Below are 13715 nucleotides of genomic sequence, written 5' to 3' on the forward strand. Positions count from 1 at the left end.
GGCCTGGCGGAGGGCAGGGGCAGCTCACGAGCGCACGCGGGCGTCGCGTCCACCGGCCCATTCCACGAGGCCCGGACGTCAGGCGCCCGGACCGGTCGGCCGGGCGTGCTGTCGGCAGGTCCTCGGACTGACGCTTGTGCCGCACCGTCACAAGGACGGACATGCACAAGTACACCGTTGCGGGACAGTTCCGGATTCGCACCGGATTCCCCTGCGGCGACAGCGAGCATGAGCATACATCTTGTGCCGGGTAGCGAGGTCACCCCCAGATGTTGTGCCGTGTTGGCTCCGGAGCGTGTCAGAGTGTCAACGCATAGGTGAGCAGCCTGAGGTCGAACAGCTCCGGGAGCGGGTTCCAGTCCCGCTCTGGTGTGCGAAGGAAGCCGAGGCGGGCGTAGATCCGGTGGGCGGTGTGCATGGTGTGCTGGGTGGACAGCACCACACCCAGACAGCCGGGGACCGCACGGGCCCGGTCGACGCAGGCGCGCACCAGGGCCTCGCCGGCACCGCGCCCCCGGGCGGCGTGGTCGACGGCCAGCATCCGTATCTCCGCCTCGCCGGGTCCGGCGATGTCGGCCATGGGCCCGCCCGCCGGTACGAAGGTGACCCCGCCGAGGAGCCGGTCACCCTCCACCGCGACCAGCACCTCGGCGGCGCCGGCCCGCTTGGCCACGTCTCTCAGCTCGTCGAGGTAGGAGTCGCTCTCGCCGAAGTCGAGCAGCCCGTCCCGGAGGTAGGCCTGAGCGGTGATCTCGCCGAGGGCGGCGTACTCCTCGGGCAGTGCCTGGCGGATGGTGAGGTCCATGAGGCCGAGTGTGCCCGACGGAGACGACAGCGGGCCGCCGGATTTTCCCGACGACACGACAGCGGGCCGCCGGATTTCACCGACGGCCCGCCGCCTGCTCCGGGTCCCTGTGGCCCGAGACCCGGTCGTCCGGGGCCTAGTGGGACGTGCCGGCCGTCGCCGGAGGCAGTTCCACCTGCACCCCGGGGTCGCCCGCGTCCGCCGTGTAGTCGTCCGGCCTGGTCTCGTCGACGCCCTCGGGGGCCTTCACGGCCTTGAGGACGAAGGTCAGGACCACCGTGACGACGACGTTCATCACGAACGCCGTCAGGCCGATGTAGCCGATCTCGCCGATGCCCGGGATCTCCTTCGCCGAGCCCCCGAAGTGCTTCTGCGTCGGGGAGGCGACGCCGTACGCCGCGAGGGTGCCGTAGACCATGCCGACCGCCCAGCCCGCGAGCAGTGCCCAGCGGTGGAACCAGCGGGTGAAGAGTCCGCCCACCAGGGCCGGGAAGGTCTGCAGGATCCAGATGCCGCCCAGCAGCTGGAAGTTGATGGCCACCGTCTTGTCCATCGTCAGCACGAAGACCAGGGCGCCTACCTTCACCAGCAGCGACACGATCTTGGAGACCCGGGTCTCCTCCTTCGGTGTGGCGTCCGGCTTGATGAAGTCCTTGTAGATGTTGCGGGTGAACAGGTTGGCGGCCGCGATGGACATGATGGCCGCCGGGACCAGCGCCCCGATGCCGATCGCCGCGAACGCCACGCCCGCGAACCAGTCCGGGAACATGTCCTCGAACAGCTGCGGAATGGCCAGCTGCCCGTTCTGCACCTTCACGCCCGCCGCGACCGCCATGAAGCCCAGCAGTGCCAGCAGACCCAGCATCAGCGAGTACAGCGGCAGGATCGTGGTGTTGCGGCGGATCACCTCACGGCTGCGCGAGGACAGTGTCGCCGTGATCGAGTGCGGATACATGAAGAGCGCGAGCGCGGAGCCCAGGGCGAGCGTCGCATAGGTCCACTGACCCGCTTCCGGCGGTGCGAGGGCCCCGCGCGGCTTGCCCGTCACCGGACTGGTCTGCGCGAACGCGTGGCCCGCCTTGACGAAGATGTCGTCGAAGCCGCCCAGCTTGATCGGGATGTAGATGATCGCCACCGCGATGACGAGGTAGATCAGCCCGTCCTTGACGAACGCGATCAGCGCGGGGGCCCGCAGACCCGACGAGTACGTGTACGCGGCGAGCACGCCGAAGGCGATCAGCAGCGGCAGGTCCTTGACGAACCAGTTGGTGTTCTCGCCGCCGCCCACGCCCATCACGTCCAGCACGGCCTGGATGCCCACCAGTTGGAGCGCGATGTACGGCATCGTCGCCAGGATTCCGGTGACCGCCACCGCCAGCGACAGCCCCTTGGAGCCGAACCGGCCGCGTACGAAGTCGGAGGTGGTGACGTATCCGTGCCGGTGCGACACCGACCACAGCCGGGGCAGGAAGGTGAAGATCAACGGATAGACGAGGATCGTGTACGGCACCGCGAAGAAGCCCGACGCGCCCGCCGCGTAGATCGCCGCCGGTACGGCCACGAAGGTGTACGCCGTGTACAGGTCCCCGCCGAGCAGGAACCAGGTGACCCAGGTGCCGAACGAGCGGCCGCCGAGGCCCCACTCGTCGAGGCTGTGCTCGTTCTCGGCCTTGCGCCAGCGGGCCGCCAGGAAGCCCATCACGGTGACGGCCAGGAAGAAGAAGACGAAGACGCCGAGCGCGACACCGTTCACGCCGTTTTTCACTCCGACGCACCCCCCTCGCGGCCGGCGCGGGCGCGCTGGTCACGCCGCCACAGCTGGTAGGCGAGCATGGTGAGCGCCGTGGAGATCAGCACCCACATCATCTGGTACCAGTAGAAGAACGGGATGCCGATGAACGTGGGATCGGTCTTGGCGTAGGAGCCGACCCACAGCATGGCGACAAAGGGTGCTACTAGACAGAGGGCGATGATGACGCGTACAAGCGTCACTCTCGCCTCTCCTGTCACATCCGACTGATCTGACATCTGGTGGCTCCGCTCCCCTCACAGTTCACCTGTGTAATGCGCAGGCAATCTAGGTGACGGTGTGCCGGGGCGGAAGACCTCGTCCGGATATCGCCCTCAACAGCGAGGAAAGGCCACCGGGCGGCTCACTCCTGGGGCCGCTTGAGCCTCGCCACGAACTTGTACCGGTCCCCGCGGTACACCGACCGCACCCACTCCACCGGCTTGCCCTGCCGGTCCAGCGAGTGCCGGGAGAGCATCAGCATCGGCAGGCCGACATCCGTGCCGAGCAGGCCCGCCTCACGGGGGGTGGCCAGCGAGGTCTCGATGGTCTCCTCGGCCTCGGCGAGATGGACGTCGTAGACCTCCGCGAGCGCCGTGTAGAGGGAGGTGTACTTGACCAGCGAGCGGCGCAACGCCGGAAAGCGCTTGGCGGACAGATGCGTCGTCTCGATCGCCATGGGCTCGCCGCTCGCCAGCCGCAGGCGCTCGATGCGCAGCACCCGGCCCCCCGCCGCGATGTCGAGCAGCCCGGCGAGGGTGTCGTCGGCGGTGATGTAGCCGATGTCCAGCAGCTGCGAGGTCGGTTCGAGGCCCTGGGCGCGCATGTCCTCCGTGTAGGAGGTGAGCTGCAGCGCCTGGGAGACCTTCGGCTTGGCGACGAAGGTGCCCTTGCCCTGGATGCGCTCCAGCCGGCCCTCGACGACCAGCTCCTGAAGGGCCTGGCGCACGGTCGTGCGCGAGGTGTCGAACTCCGCGGCCAGTGTGCGTTCGGGCGGTACCGGCGTCCCGGGCGCCAGCGTCTCCGTCATCTCCAGCAGATGCTTCTTCAGACGGTAGTACTTGGGCACGCGCGCGGTGCGGACGGTCGCCCCGCCCTCGCTCTCCGCACTGCTGACGTCGGTGCTCATGGTCTGCCTTCCCGGCTCCGGATGCCGAAGCGACCGACACTCCGTCGGTCGCGGCTCACATCGTGGCACGGCCTGATGCGGGGGGTGCTCCGCATGTTCCGCGATCCCCGTCACGCGTCCGGGGATCCCTTCTGTATACCGTCGGCACTCCCGCTGGTCTAGTCCACCGCTCCTAAGTGGTCCAGTCGGCAGGCCGCCGCTGGCCTGCCCTTTTCGCTGGGTTCCTACTTAAAGGTCCTTGCATATGTAGGTCCCATAACGGACGCCCGGAGCGCGTCGAACACCCTTGACACTCCTATTGGTCTGGGCCAAGCTCCCCCGTACTGGTCTACACCATTGGTCCAGGTCCCGGCCCCACGGGCGGTACTCGTCATCAAGTCGCCGCGGGGACAAGGGGGGTTGGTGGCATCCCTGAGGAGGGTGGGCGTGAAGCGCAAGCTGATAGCCGCGATCGGAATCGCGGGCATGATGGTCTCCATCGCGGCGTGCGGGAGCGGGGACAACAAGTCCGGGGGGTCGGACGCCAAGGAACTCACCGTCTGGCTCACGGTCGACGCGCAGAACAACTGGCCCGAGCTGGTGAAGGCCGCGGACGACGCCGTGACCAAGAAGCACCCCGGTCTGAAGATCAAGCACGAGTACTACGGCTGGCCGGACAAGAACCCCAAGCTCGACGCCGTCCTCGCCACCGACAAGGTGCCCGACGTGGTCGAGATGGGCAACAGCGAGATGCTCGGCTACATGGTCAAGGGCGCCTTCGCCCAGGTGGACCCGGCCAAGTTCGAGAACTCCGGCCAGTGGCTGGACGGCCTCAAGACCTCCGTCACCTACGACGGCAAGACCTACGGCGTCCCGTACTACGCGGGCGGCCGAGTCGCCAACTGGCGCAAGGACATCGCCGCTTCGGTCGGCGTCAAGACGCCCCCGAAGACGTACCAGGAGCTGACCGCCGACCTGGACAAGATCCAGAAGAAGGAGGGCGACAAGTTCAACGCCTGGTACCAGCCGACGCGCGACTGGTACGCGGCCATGTCCTTCGTCTACGACGCGGGCGGCTCCATCGCCAAGGAGGAGGGCGGCCAGTGGAAGGCCAACCTCTCCTCGCCCGAGTCCGTCAAGGGCCTCACCGAGTTCAAGAACATCCTCGACAAGTACATGCACGGCGACAAGACCAAGGACGAGTCCGACCGGTACATCGTCTACGGCCAGGGCAGGTCCGCCATGATCTTCGCCGCCGCCTGGGAGGGCGCGACCGCGGCCGACCCGAAGAACGACAAGACCGGCAAGCTCAAGGACAACCTCGAGAACTTCGTGATGCCCGGCCCGTCCGGCAAGAACATCCCGGTGTTCCTGGGCGGTTCCGACCTCGCGATCCCGGTGAAGTCCAAGGCGCAGGACCTGGCCGGCGAGTGGATCAACGCGTTCACCGGCTCGCAGGGCCAGAAGGGCCTGATGGCCAAGGGCAACCTGCCCAACAACAAGACGGACCTCGCCACGCTGAAGAACGACCCGGCGACGGCGGTCCCCGCCACCGCGGCCGAGTCCAACTGGTTCGTCCCGATGGCACCGGGCTGGGGCCAGGTCGAGAAGGCGCAGACCCTGCAGACCATGCTGCAGGACATCGGCACCGGCAAGAAGTCGGTCGAGGCCGCCGCGAAGGACGCGGACGCCGCGATCGACAAGGTCATCAACACCAAGTGACCTGAACGCGGGGCCCCGTAGCCCAGGGGGGAGTCCGGGGCCGGGGCCCCGCGTCCCGTTCGACCTGAGGGACCGCTGAGGAGCGCGCGATGAGTGCCGCAGACACGACCACCCCCGCCAAGGTGCCGCCGCCGCGGCCGGCGCCGCCACCCGCCGTCCCGGAGGGACCGCGCAGAAGGCGCACGTCGAGCGGGGCGGCGACCCCCTGGCTGCTGCTCGCGCCGTGTCTGCTGGTCCTCGTTCTGGTGATGGGCTATCCGCTGGTACGCCTGGTCACCCTGTCCTTCGAGAAGTTCGGCCAGTCCCAGCTGTGGGGCTTCCAGCCGGCCGAGTCGGTCGGGTTCGCCAACTTCACCGATGTGCTGGGCGACGGCGAGTTCTGGGCCGTCGTCCTGCGCACGATCGTCTTCGCGGTCGGCTGTGTCGTCTTCACGATGGTCGTCGGCATGCTGATCGCCCTGCTGCTGCAGCAGGTCTCCGGCTGGGTGAAGACGCTGATCAACATCGCGCTGGTGGCCAGCTGGGGCATGCCCGTCGTCGTGGCCACCACGGTCTTCAAATGGCTCTTCGACTCGGACTACGGCGTCTTCAACGCGTTGCTGAGCAGGCTGCCTGGGGTCGAGATGATCGGCCACAACTGGTTCGCGTCCGGGCCGCAGGGCCTGGCCGTGATCATGCTTCTGGTGGTGTGGGGAGCGGTGCCCTTCGTGGTCATCACGCTCAGCGCGGGCCTCACCCAGGTCCCCAAGGAGCTTCAGGAGGCGGCCCGGCTGGACGGCGCGGGCTCCTGGGGGGTCTTCCGCCATGTCACCCTGCCCGTCCTCAAGCCGATCGTCGTGATGCTCACGACCCTCTCGGTGATCTGGGACATGGGTGTCTTCCCGCAGGTCTTCGTGATGCGCGGCGGCCATCCGGAGGCCGAGTTCCAGCTCCTCACCACCTACTCCTACGACCGCGCGTTCGTCGTCAACGACTATGCGCAGGGCTCGGCCATCGCCCTGCTCACCGTGGTGCTGCTGCTCGGTGTGGTCGCGGTGTACATGCGCCAGATGCTGAAGATCGGAGAGGTCGAATGAGCACCCTCGCAGCTCCCGGCCGCCGGCGGTCGAGGCTCGGCTGGAACCTCCTCGGCCTGCTCGTCTTCGTCACCGCCGGCTTCCCCGTCTACTGGATGGTCGACACGGCGTTCAAACCGGCGAAGGACGCCATCGACCCCGATCCGAGCCTGCTGCCGACGGGCCTCACCCTGGACAACTTCCGCCGGGCGCTGGACATCGCGGACTTCTGGGGCCCGGTCGGCCGCAGCCTGGTCGTGTCCCTGTCGGTGGTGGCGATCGGCATCGTCGTCGGGATGCTGGCCGCGCTCGCCATCTCCCGCTTCGCCTTCCGCGGCCGGAAGATCGTGATCGTGGGCATCCTGGCGGTCCAGATGATCCCGCTGGTCGCCATGATCATCCCGGTCTTCCTGCTGCTCAACGACCTCGACCAGTACGACCGGCTGACCGGCCTGATCATCACGTACCTGACCTTCATCCTGCCGTTCACCGTGTGGACGCTGCGCGGGTTCATCGTCAACATCCCGGGCGAACTGGAGGAGGCCGCGATGGTCGACGGCTGCTCCCGCACGGGTGCCTTCCTGCGCGTGGTCTTCCCGCTGCTCGCCCCCGGCCTGGTCGCCACCTCGGTCTACGGCTTCATCCAGGCTTGGAACGAGTATCTGTACGCCCTGATGCTGATGAGCCAGCAGCACCAGACCGCGACCGTCTGGCTCGGCAACTTCACCACCAAGCACGGCACCGAATACGCCCCGATGATGGCCGGTGCCACGATGATGGCCGTGCCGATCGTCGTGCTCTTCCTCCTCGTCCAGCGCAAGATGGCCGCGGGCCTGACCGCGGGCGCCGTGAAGGGATAACGCCACCCGATGACGACATTCGCCAGCGGTACCGACACCCTCACCCGCGATGCGCTGACGGTCCTCCAACCGGGCTTCACCGGCACCACCGCCCCCGACTGGCTGCTGCGCCGGCTCGGCGAGGGGCTGGCGTCCGTGGGACTGTTCGGCCGGAACATCGCCTCCCCGGAGCAGCTCGCCGCCCTGACCGCCCAGTTGCGCGCCGAACGTGACGACGTGCTCGTGGCGATCGACGAGGAAGGGGGGGACGTCACCCGCCTCGAGGTCCGGTCGGGGTCCTCCTTCCCGGGCAACCACGCGCTGGGCGCCGTGGACGACGTGGAGCTGACCCGCGCGGTGGCCCACGAGCTGGGCCGCCGGCTCGCGGAGTGCGGGGTCAACCTCAACTGGGCGCCCTCCGCCGACGTGAACTCCAACCCCGCGAACCCGGTCATCGGCGTGAGGTCCTTCGGCGCCGACACGGAACTGGTCGCCCGCCACGCCGCCGCCTATGTCACCGGACTGCAGTCCGCGGGCGTCGCCGCCTGCGCCAAGCACTTCCCCGGGCACGGCGACACGGCGGTCGACTCCCACCACGCGCTGCCGCGCATCGACGCGTCGGCGCAGGTGCTCCAGGAGCGCGAACTCGCCCCGTTCCGGGCGGCGATCGCGGCCGGCACCCGCGCGATGATGAGCGCGCACATCCTGGTCCCGGCCCTGGACCCGGACCGCCCGGCCACGCTGTCCCGGCGGGTCCTGACCCGTCTGCTGCGCGGCGAACTCGGCTACGACGGCCTGATCGTCACCGACGGCATGGAGATGCAGGCGATCGCCGCGACGTACGGCATCGAGCGCGGCAGCGTCCTCGCCGTCGCGGCGGGCGCGGACGCCATCTGCGTGGGCGGCGGCCTCGCGGACGACGAGACGGTACGACGTCTGCGGGACGCCCTGGTCACGGCCGTGCGCACGGGCGAGCTGGCCGAGGAGCGGCTGGCCGAGGCCGCCGAGCGGGTCCGGGCGCTGGCGCGGTGGACGGCGTCGGCGGCGGCGACGGGCACGCCCGCGCGACCGGCCCCCGGCACCGACATCGGCCTGCTCGCGGCCCGGCGCGCGCTGACCCTCACCGGGGCCGACGGCTTCACCCCGCTCACCGAGGCGCCGTACGTCGCCGCCCTCACCCCCGTCGCGAACATCGCGGTGGGCGACGACACCCCCTGGGGCGTGGCCGCGGAACTGGTCCGCATGCTCCCGGGCACCGAGACGGGCAGCTTCTCGGGGGAGACGGCGGGACGGGACGTGCTGGAGGCCGCCGGGACGCGGCGGATCGTGGCAGTGGTCCGCGACGAGCACCGGCACCCGTGGATGGCGGGGGCCCTGGACGTGATCCTCGCGCAGCGCCCCGACACGGTCGTGGTCGAGATGGGCGTCCCGCAGGCCGCTCCCCGCGGCGCCCTGCACATCGCCACGCACGGGGCCGCACGGGTCTGCGGACGGGCCGCGGCGGAGGTCGTCGCGGGCGGATGACGGCAGGGCCGAGGGCCGCGGCGAGCGCGGTGCTCGCCCCGGCCGGGAGGGGAAGGGCGCCGGGGTCCGGCGCCCTCCGCCTACGGTCAGATGCCCTGCCAGTCGGGCTTGTTGGCGTAGGTGTGCCGGAAGTAGTCGGCGAGCTTCAGCTTGGACGCGGCGGCCTCGTCCACGACGACCGTCGCGTGCGGGTGGAGCTGGAGCGCGGAGGCTGGGCAGACGGCGGCGACCGGCCCCTCGACGGTCGCGGCGACCGCGTCCGCCTTGCCCTCGCCGGTCGCGAGCAGCACCAGGTGCCGCGCCTCGAGGATGGTGCCGATGCCCTGGGTGATCACGTGATGCGGCACCTGGTCGATGTCGCCGTCGAAGAAGCGCGCGTTGTCGATGCGGGTCTGCTCGGTCAGCGTCTTGATCCGCGTGCGCGAGGCGAGCGAGGAGCAGGGCTCGTTGAACCCGATGTGCCCGTCGGTGCCGATGCCGAGCAGCTGCAGGTCCACCCCGCCGGCCTCGGCCAGCACGCTGTCGTACGCGGCGCACGCCGCCCGTACGTCCTGGGCCGTGCCGTCCGGCCCCATGAACGCCCGCATATCGATCCCGAGCGGCTGGAGCACCTCACGGGCGAGCACCGAGCGGTACGACTCGGGGTGGTCGGCCGGCAGGCCCACGTACTCGTCGAGCTGGGCGATGCGTGCCCGCGAGACATCGACGGCACCGGAGCGCACCCTGGTCGCCAGCGCCTCGTAGACGGGCAGCGGCGTCGATCCGGTGGCCACGCCGAGCAGGGCGTCGGGCTTGCGCCCGAGCAGCTGTGCCATGGCCTCGGCGATGAGCTCGCCGCCCGCCTTGGCGTCCGGGACGATGACAACTTCCACGGTGGGCCTGCCGTTCTGAGGAGGGGCTCGCGTGGGGACCCGGGGGCACACGCGCGAGAGAACACATGTGGTATAGACCAATCTAGCAGAATCGGCCCCTCGCGGAAGATGGCGCCGGAGCCGGGGTCGGGGGGAGCGGGGACGGGTCTCGGCCTCGCGCCAGGACGCGTTGGCGGCCCTACGGCGGCAATCCGTCCCCGGGACGGGCCGAAGGCCGCTACCCTGCGGGGAGGCATCCGTGGATGTCCGATAAAGAGACAACAACAAACATCCTCCGACGCATGGACACGCGCGCGCGGACCCAGCACCATGGTCATTGGCACGTGGTCTAGTCCACAAGCGTAGGTAAAGCACGTAAAGTGTTCTCGTCGCGTACGGACGAGGACAGTCCGCACAAACCTCCGTCTTCCCCGCACAGGAGGACGGACCGAGGAACCGGCGCTCTCTGCCCTGACTGCTCCGGGTCCTCGACCTTCGGCCGACCGGGACCGCACACCCCGTGGCCGTTGCTGCTCCGGGCTGCGGTGCCGGGAGGGTTGAGGGTCCCTCCCAGGCGCCGCGGCCCGCGGGTGTCTCCGGGCCCCTTCCGTCGCGCGGTGGTGCTGCGCTCACTGGCTGATTTCGAACGTTGTCCCAGCTCCCGGGTACCCTCGCAGACGTGCCCTCCATGAACGAACTGGTCCGCCAGCACACCGCCCTCAGTGACTCCGACCTGGAGTGGCTCCATCTGCTGGTGTCGGAGTGGCAGCTGCTGTCCGACCTCTCCTTCGCCGACCTGGTCCTGTGGGTGCCCACACGTGACGGCACCCGGTATGTCTCGGTGGCGCAGATGCGCCCCAACACCGGCCCCACCTCCTACCAGGACGACATGGTCGGCCACCTCGTCCCGCGCGGCCGCCGCCCCATGCTGGACGCCGCCCTGGACGAGGGCCGGATCGTGCGCGAGGGTGACCCCGAGTGGCGCGAGGAGGTCCCGGTCCGGGTCGAGTCCATCCCCGTACGACGTGAGGGCCGCGTCCTCGGCGTCATCGCCCGCAACACCAACCTCCTCACCGTGCGTACCCCGAGCCGCCTGGAGCTCACCTATCTCCAGAGCGCCTCGGACCTGGCGCAGATGATCGCGGCCGGCTCCTTCCCGTTCCCCGACCAGCAGGTCGACATGGACGCCTCGCCGCGCGTCGGCGACGGGCTGATCCGCCTCGACGCGGAGGGCGGTGTCCAGTACGCGTCCCCCAACGCCCTGTCGGCCTACCACCGCCTGGGCCTGGCCTCCGACCTGGTCGGCCAGCACCTCGGCCAGATCACCGCCGAACTCGCTCCCACCCGCGGTCCCGTCGACGAGGCGCTCGCCAAGGTCGCCAGCGGCTGGGCGCCGCGCGAGTTCGAGATCGAGGCCCATGACGGGGTGATCCAGTTCCGGGCCATCCCGCTGAAGCCCAAGGGCACCCGGATCGGGTCCCTCGTGCTGCTCCGGGACGTCACCGAACTGCGGCGCCGCGAGCGCGAGTTGATGACCAAGGACGCGACCATCCGGGAGATCCACCACCGGGTGAAGAACAACCTGCAGACGGTCGCCGCCCTGCTCCGCCTCCAGGCCCGCCGTATCGAGTCCGAGCGCGGACGGGAGGCGCTGGAGGAGGCGGTGCGCCGGGTCGGATCGATCGCGATCGTGCATGAGACGCTGTCTCAGAACCTGGACGAACGGGTGGAGTTCGACGAGATCGCCGACCGGGTGCTGGCCATGGTCGCCGAGATCTCGCCCGGCACGGTCACCGGCCGGCGCAGCGGCCGCTTCGGCATCCTGGACGCCGAGGTCGCGACCCCGCTCTCCATGGTGCTGACCGAGATCCTGCAGAACGCCCTGGAACACGGCTTCCGGCAGGGCGACACCGGCACCGTCGAGGTCTCGGCGGTCCGTGGCGGTACGACGAAGGAGGCCCGTCTCCTCGTCACCGTCCAGGACGACGGGGTCGGCCTGCCCGAGGGCTTCGACCCGCACACGGCGGGCAACCTCGGTCTGCAGATCGTGCGGACCCTGGTGGAGGGTGAGTTGGGCGGCGCCTTCGACATGGTGCCGGCCCCGGGGCGGGGGACCCGGGTGATCCTGGACATTCCGGTCCGCGCCCAGGCCTGACGCGCGTGGCACGGTCGCCCGGACCGCCCGGCGTACACAGCAATGAGCCCCGGACCACAAGTGGTCCGGGGCTAAAGCTCAGTTGCCAGCTATTGCTGCGCACCGGGGGTACTGCGCGCTGCGGCTCGGGGGCGGGAGATGCGTACTCGCTGTACGCGCCGCCAAGCCCAGGCGGGGTGGGTGTGTCAGGCGGAGGCCTGACGGGCCCGGTTGCGGGCGGCGCGGCGCTTCATGGCGCGGCGCTCGTCCTCGCTGAGACCACCCCAGACGCCGGAGTCCTGACCGGACTCGAGCGCCCACTGCAGGCACTGCTCGATAACCGGGCAGCGACGGCAGACGGCCTTGGCTTCCTCGATCTGCAGCAGCGCGGGACCGGTGTTGCCGATGGGGAAGAAGAGCTCGGGGTCTTCCTCGCGGCAAACGGCGTTGTGACGCCAGTCCATGGCTGCTACCTCTCTTGGTATTACGTGCAGATTGCTTGTGAATGTGAACGCTTTCACGAATCCCTCAACAAGTGAAGGGCCGATCGTCAGACTCACTGACGTGGTCCTTGGTTTGAGGAGGGGTTCGGGCTCTCCGTGGGGGCCGATGGTGCGTGCCGTCCCGAGCGCCACGTAGAGACTCGCAAACCTCAGCGGCGGATACAACCCCTTCCGGAAAGTTTTTTTTGATTCCTTGGTGTCGACTAGGTCACAGCCGTACTTCCAAGGGGTGGATCCTGGCCTAAACGTTCGAGTGAAAGGACTTTAGGGCGTTCTGCTCACACAATCACACGCAGTGCACGGCGTACGCCTGTGAACGTCACGCTGGTGCGCAGTCCCAGGTGGTCCCCGTCCATCTGGAGCGGCAGCGGCACCTTCGATTGCAAGGTGAAGCGGCTCAGGTCGTGCAGGGAGACAACGTGCTTGCCGCGGGGGCCCCGCTCGGGGGACGAAGTGAGCAACTGGGTTGCATACCGGGCAATCGAGGTCGTCGACATACGGCTGAGAGCGAGTACGTCGAGTCCGGTATCGAACGAGGCCTTAGGCGAGGCGTACACCGGACGATTGCCGAGAAACGTCCAGGGCACCGTGTTGCAGATTATGGACAGGACGAGGCCCTCGATCGGCTCCTCGCCGGGCCGCTCCAGAGTGATCGTTCCGCGCCTGCGATGAGGTTCGTCCAGAAACTGGCGCAGCACCTGGCGCAGATACAGCGCATGGGTGGAGCGCCTGCCCCGCTCCCGCTGCTGTTCGACCCGGCCCACCACGCCCGCGTCGAAGCCCAGGCCGGCGTTGAAGGTGAACCAGCGGGAGGGCACCGCCTCGTCCTCGGTGCCCGGGGTGCCCTCGGCCAGACCGAGGCCGACCGTGCGCTCCCGGCCGCCCTCGCGCAGGGCGTCGAGGATCGCGCCGGTGGCCTCCACGGCGTCGTTGGGCAGGCCGAGGGCGCGGGCGAAGACATTCGTCGAACCGCCGGGCACGACGGCGAGGCGGGGGAGCCGGCCCGGATCAGGGCCGTGGTGCAGCAGGCCGTTGACGACCTCGTTGACCGTGCCGTCGCCGCCGAGCGCCACGACCAGTTCGATGTCGTCGCTCTCCGCGGCCTGGCGGCCGAGGTCCCGGGCGTGTCCCCGGTACTCGGTGGTGACCGCCTCGAGCTTCATCTCGCTCGCCAGCGCGTGGATCAGAACGTCACGGGTACGTGCGCTTGTGGTGGTTGCCGCCGGATTGACCACGAGAAGTGCACGCATGGTTTGCAGGTTACCTACTCTGCGGTACTCGTCCCAGGCCGAGTTAGGGATCGGGTAAGAGGAGCGGGAGTGGCCTTGAGCACAGTGGCCGGAAAAGCGGCCCGGGACACGGTGGCCGTCTCCGGCCCGCGCCGC

Annotated in this window: 12 protein-coding genes and 1 riboswitch; of the genes, 5 read left to right on the top strand and 7 right to left on the bottom strand. The window is 69.3% G+C overall.

The window, feature by feature from the left end; all coding sequences use genetic code 11:
- Window positions 1-117 precede the first annotated feature (117 nt).
- Window positions 118-211: riboswitch (cobalamin riboswitch) on the bottom strand.
- 87 nt (window positions 212-298) lie between these two features.
- The 4 genes from ACFYX0_RS22390 to ACFYX0_RS22405 form a co-directional block, all read right to left on the bottom strand.
- Entirely contained in the window at window positions 299-805 is a 507-nt protein-coding gene (locus tag ACFYX0_RS22390; RefSeq protein ID WP_388972551.1) for a GNAT family N-acetyltransferase, read from the bottom strand.
- A 136-nt stretch (window positions 806-941) separates the two neighbouring features.
- A complete protein-coding gene (gene mctP, locus ACFYX0_RS22395) occupies window positions 942-2570 on the bottom strand; it encodes a monocarboxylate uptake permease MctP (RefSeq protein ID WP_388972553.1) in 1629 nt (542 codons plus the stop codon).
- The gene (locus ACFYX0_RS22400; RefSeq protein WP_388972555.1) at window positions 2567-2833 is read right to left on the bottom strand and encodes a DUF3311 domain-containing protein; all 267 of its coding nucleotides are present in this window, start codon (window positions 2831-2833) and stop codon (window positions 2567-2569) included. The genes mctP and ACFYX0_RS22400 overlap by 4 nt, the downstream gene beginning before the upstream one ends.
- A 125-nt stretch (window positions 2834-2958) precedes the next feature.
- Window positions 2959-3723, bottom strand: a complete 765-nt coding sequence (locus ACFYX0_RS22405; protein WP_388972557.1) for a GntR family transcriptional regulator — start codon at window positions 3721-3723, stop codon at window positions 2959-2961.
- 426 nt (window positions 3724-4149) lie between these two features.
- Here ACFYX0_RS22405 and ACFYX0_RS22410 point away from each other — a divergent pair, with 426 nt between their 5' ends.
- The 4 genes from ACFYX0_RS22410 (at window position 4150) to ACFYX0_RS22425 (ending at window position 8842) form a co-directional block, all read left to right on the top strand.
- On the top strand, window positions 4150-5424 hold the full coding sequence (locus ACFYX0_RS22410; protein WP_388972559.1) for an extracellular solute-binding protein: 1275 nt from the start codon (window positions 4150-4152) through the stop codon (window positions 5422-5424).
- A gap of 89 nt (window positions 5425-5513) precedes the next feature.
- Entirely contained in the window at window positions 5514-6500 is a 987-nt protein-coding gene (locus ACFYX0_RS22415; protein WP_388972561.1) for a carbohydrate ABC transporter permease, read from the top strand.
- Complete coding sequence (locus tag ACFYX0_RS22420; protein ID WP_311692883.1) at window positions 6497-7339, top strand: carbohydrate ABC transporter permease; 843 nt, start codon at window positions 6497-6499, stop codon at window positions 7337-7339. Before ACFYX0_RS22415 ends, ACFYX0_RS22420 begins: the two co-directional genes overlap by 4 nt.
- Window positions 7340-7348: 9 nt before the next feature.
- Window positions 7349-8842 carry a glycoside hydrolase family 3 protein gene (locus ACFYX0_RS22425; RefSeq protein WP_388972563.1) on the top strand — a complete coding sequence of 498 codons (1494 nt, stop codon included), beginning with the start codon at window positions 7349-7351 and terminating at the stop codon, window positions 8840-8842.
- An 86-nt stretch (window positions 8843-8928) separates the two neighbouring features.
- On the opposite strand, the gene nagB is transcribed toward ACFYX0_RS22425, so the two are convergent.
- A complete protein-coding gene (gene nagB, locus ACFYX0_RS22430; protein ID WP_388972565.1) occupies window positions 8929-9714 on the bottom strand; it encodes a glucosamine-6-phosphate deaminase in 786 nt (261 codons plus the stop codon).
- A gap of 667 nt (window positions 9715-10381) precedes the next feature.
- On the opposite strand from nagB, the gene ACFYX0_RS22435 reads away from it, so the two are divergent.
- Window positions 10382-11848 (top strand): PAS domain-containing sensor histidine kinase, encoded by a 1467-nt coding sequence (locus ACFYX0_RS22435; RefSeq protein WP_355911410.1) that lies wholly within the window; start codon window positions 10382-10384, stop codon window positions 11846-11848.
- Window positions 11849-12033: 185 nt separating this feature from the next.
- On the opposite strand, the gene ACFYX0_RS22440 is transcribed toward ACFYX0_RS22435, so the two are convergent.
- Both ACFYX0_RS22440 and ACFYX0_RS22445 read right to left on the bottom strand, forming a co-directional pair.
- Window positions 12034-12291: a WhiB family transcriptional regulator gene (locus ACFYX0_RS22440; RefSeq protein ID WP_003992873.1), complete on the bottom strand. Its 258-nt coding sequence runs from the start codon at window positions 12289-12291 to the stop codon at window positions 12034-12036.
- Between the two features lie 317 nt (window positions 12292-12608).
- Entirely contained in the window at window positions 12609-13580 is a 972-nt protein-coding gene (locus tag ACFYX0_RS22445; RefSeq protein ID WP_355911230.1) for a diacylglycerol kinase family protein, read from the bottom strand.
- Between the last annotated feature and the right edge of the window lie 135 nt (window positions 13581-13715).

The organism is Streptomyces sp. NPDC002573, from assembly GCF_042889625.1.
Taxonomy (GTDB): Bacteria; Actinomycetota; Actinomycetes; order Streptomycetales; family Streptomycetaceae; genus Streptomyces; species Streptomyces gibsoniae.

Excerpts from the sequence above, each read along its gene's own strand:
- ACFYX0_RS22390 (WP_388972551.1), bottom strand. The coding sequence starts at position 805 with ATGGACCTCACCATCCGCCAGGCACTGCCCGAGGAGTACGCCGCCCTC.
- ACFYX0_RS22400 (WP_388972555.1), bottom strand. The coding sequence starts at position 2,833 with ATGTCAGATCAGTCGGATGTGACAGGAGAGGCGAGAGTGACGCTTGTA.
- ACFYX0_RS22405 (WP_388972557.1), bottom strand. The coding sequence starts at position 3,723 with ATGAGCACCGACGTCAGCAGTGCGGAGAGCGAGGGCGGGGCGACCGTC.
- ACFYX0_RS22415 (WP_388972561.1), top strand. The coding sequence starts at position 5,514 with ATGAGTGCCGCAGACACGACCACCCCCGCCAAGGTGCCGCCGCCGCGG.
- ACFYX0_RS22420 (WP_311692883.1), top strand. The coding sequence starts at position 6,497 with ATGAGCACCCTCGCAGCTCCCGGCCGCCGGCGGTCGAGGCTCGGCTGG.
- ACFYX0_RS22425 (WP_388972563.1), top strand. The coding sequence starts at position 7,349 with ATGACGACATTCGCCAGCGGTACCGACACCCTCACCCGCGATGCGCTG.
- ACFYX0_RS22435 (WP_355911410.1), top strand. The coding sequence starts at position 10,382 with ATGAACGAACTGGTCCGCCAGCACACCGCCCTCAGTGACTCCGACCTG.
- ACFYX0_RS22440 (WP_003992873.1), bottom strand. The coding sequence starts at position 12,291 with ATGGACTGGCGTCACAACGCCGTTTGCCGCGAGGAAGACCCCGAGCTC.
- ACFYX0_RS22445 (WP_355911230.1), bottom strand. The coding sequence starts at position 13,580 with ATGCGTGCACTTCTCGTGGTCAATCCGGCGGCAACCACCACAAGCGCA.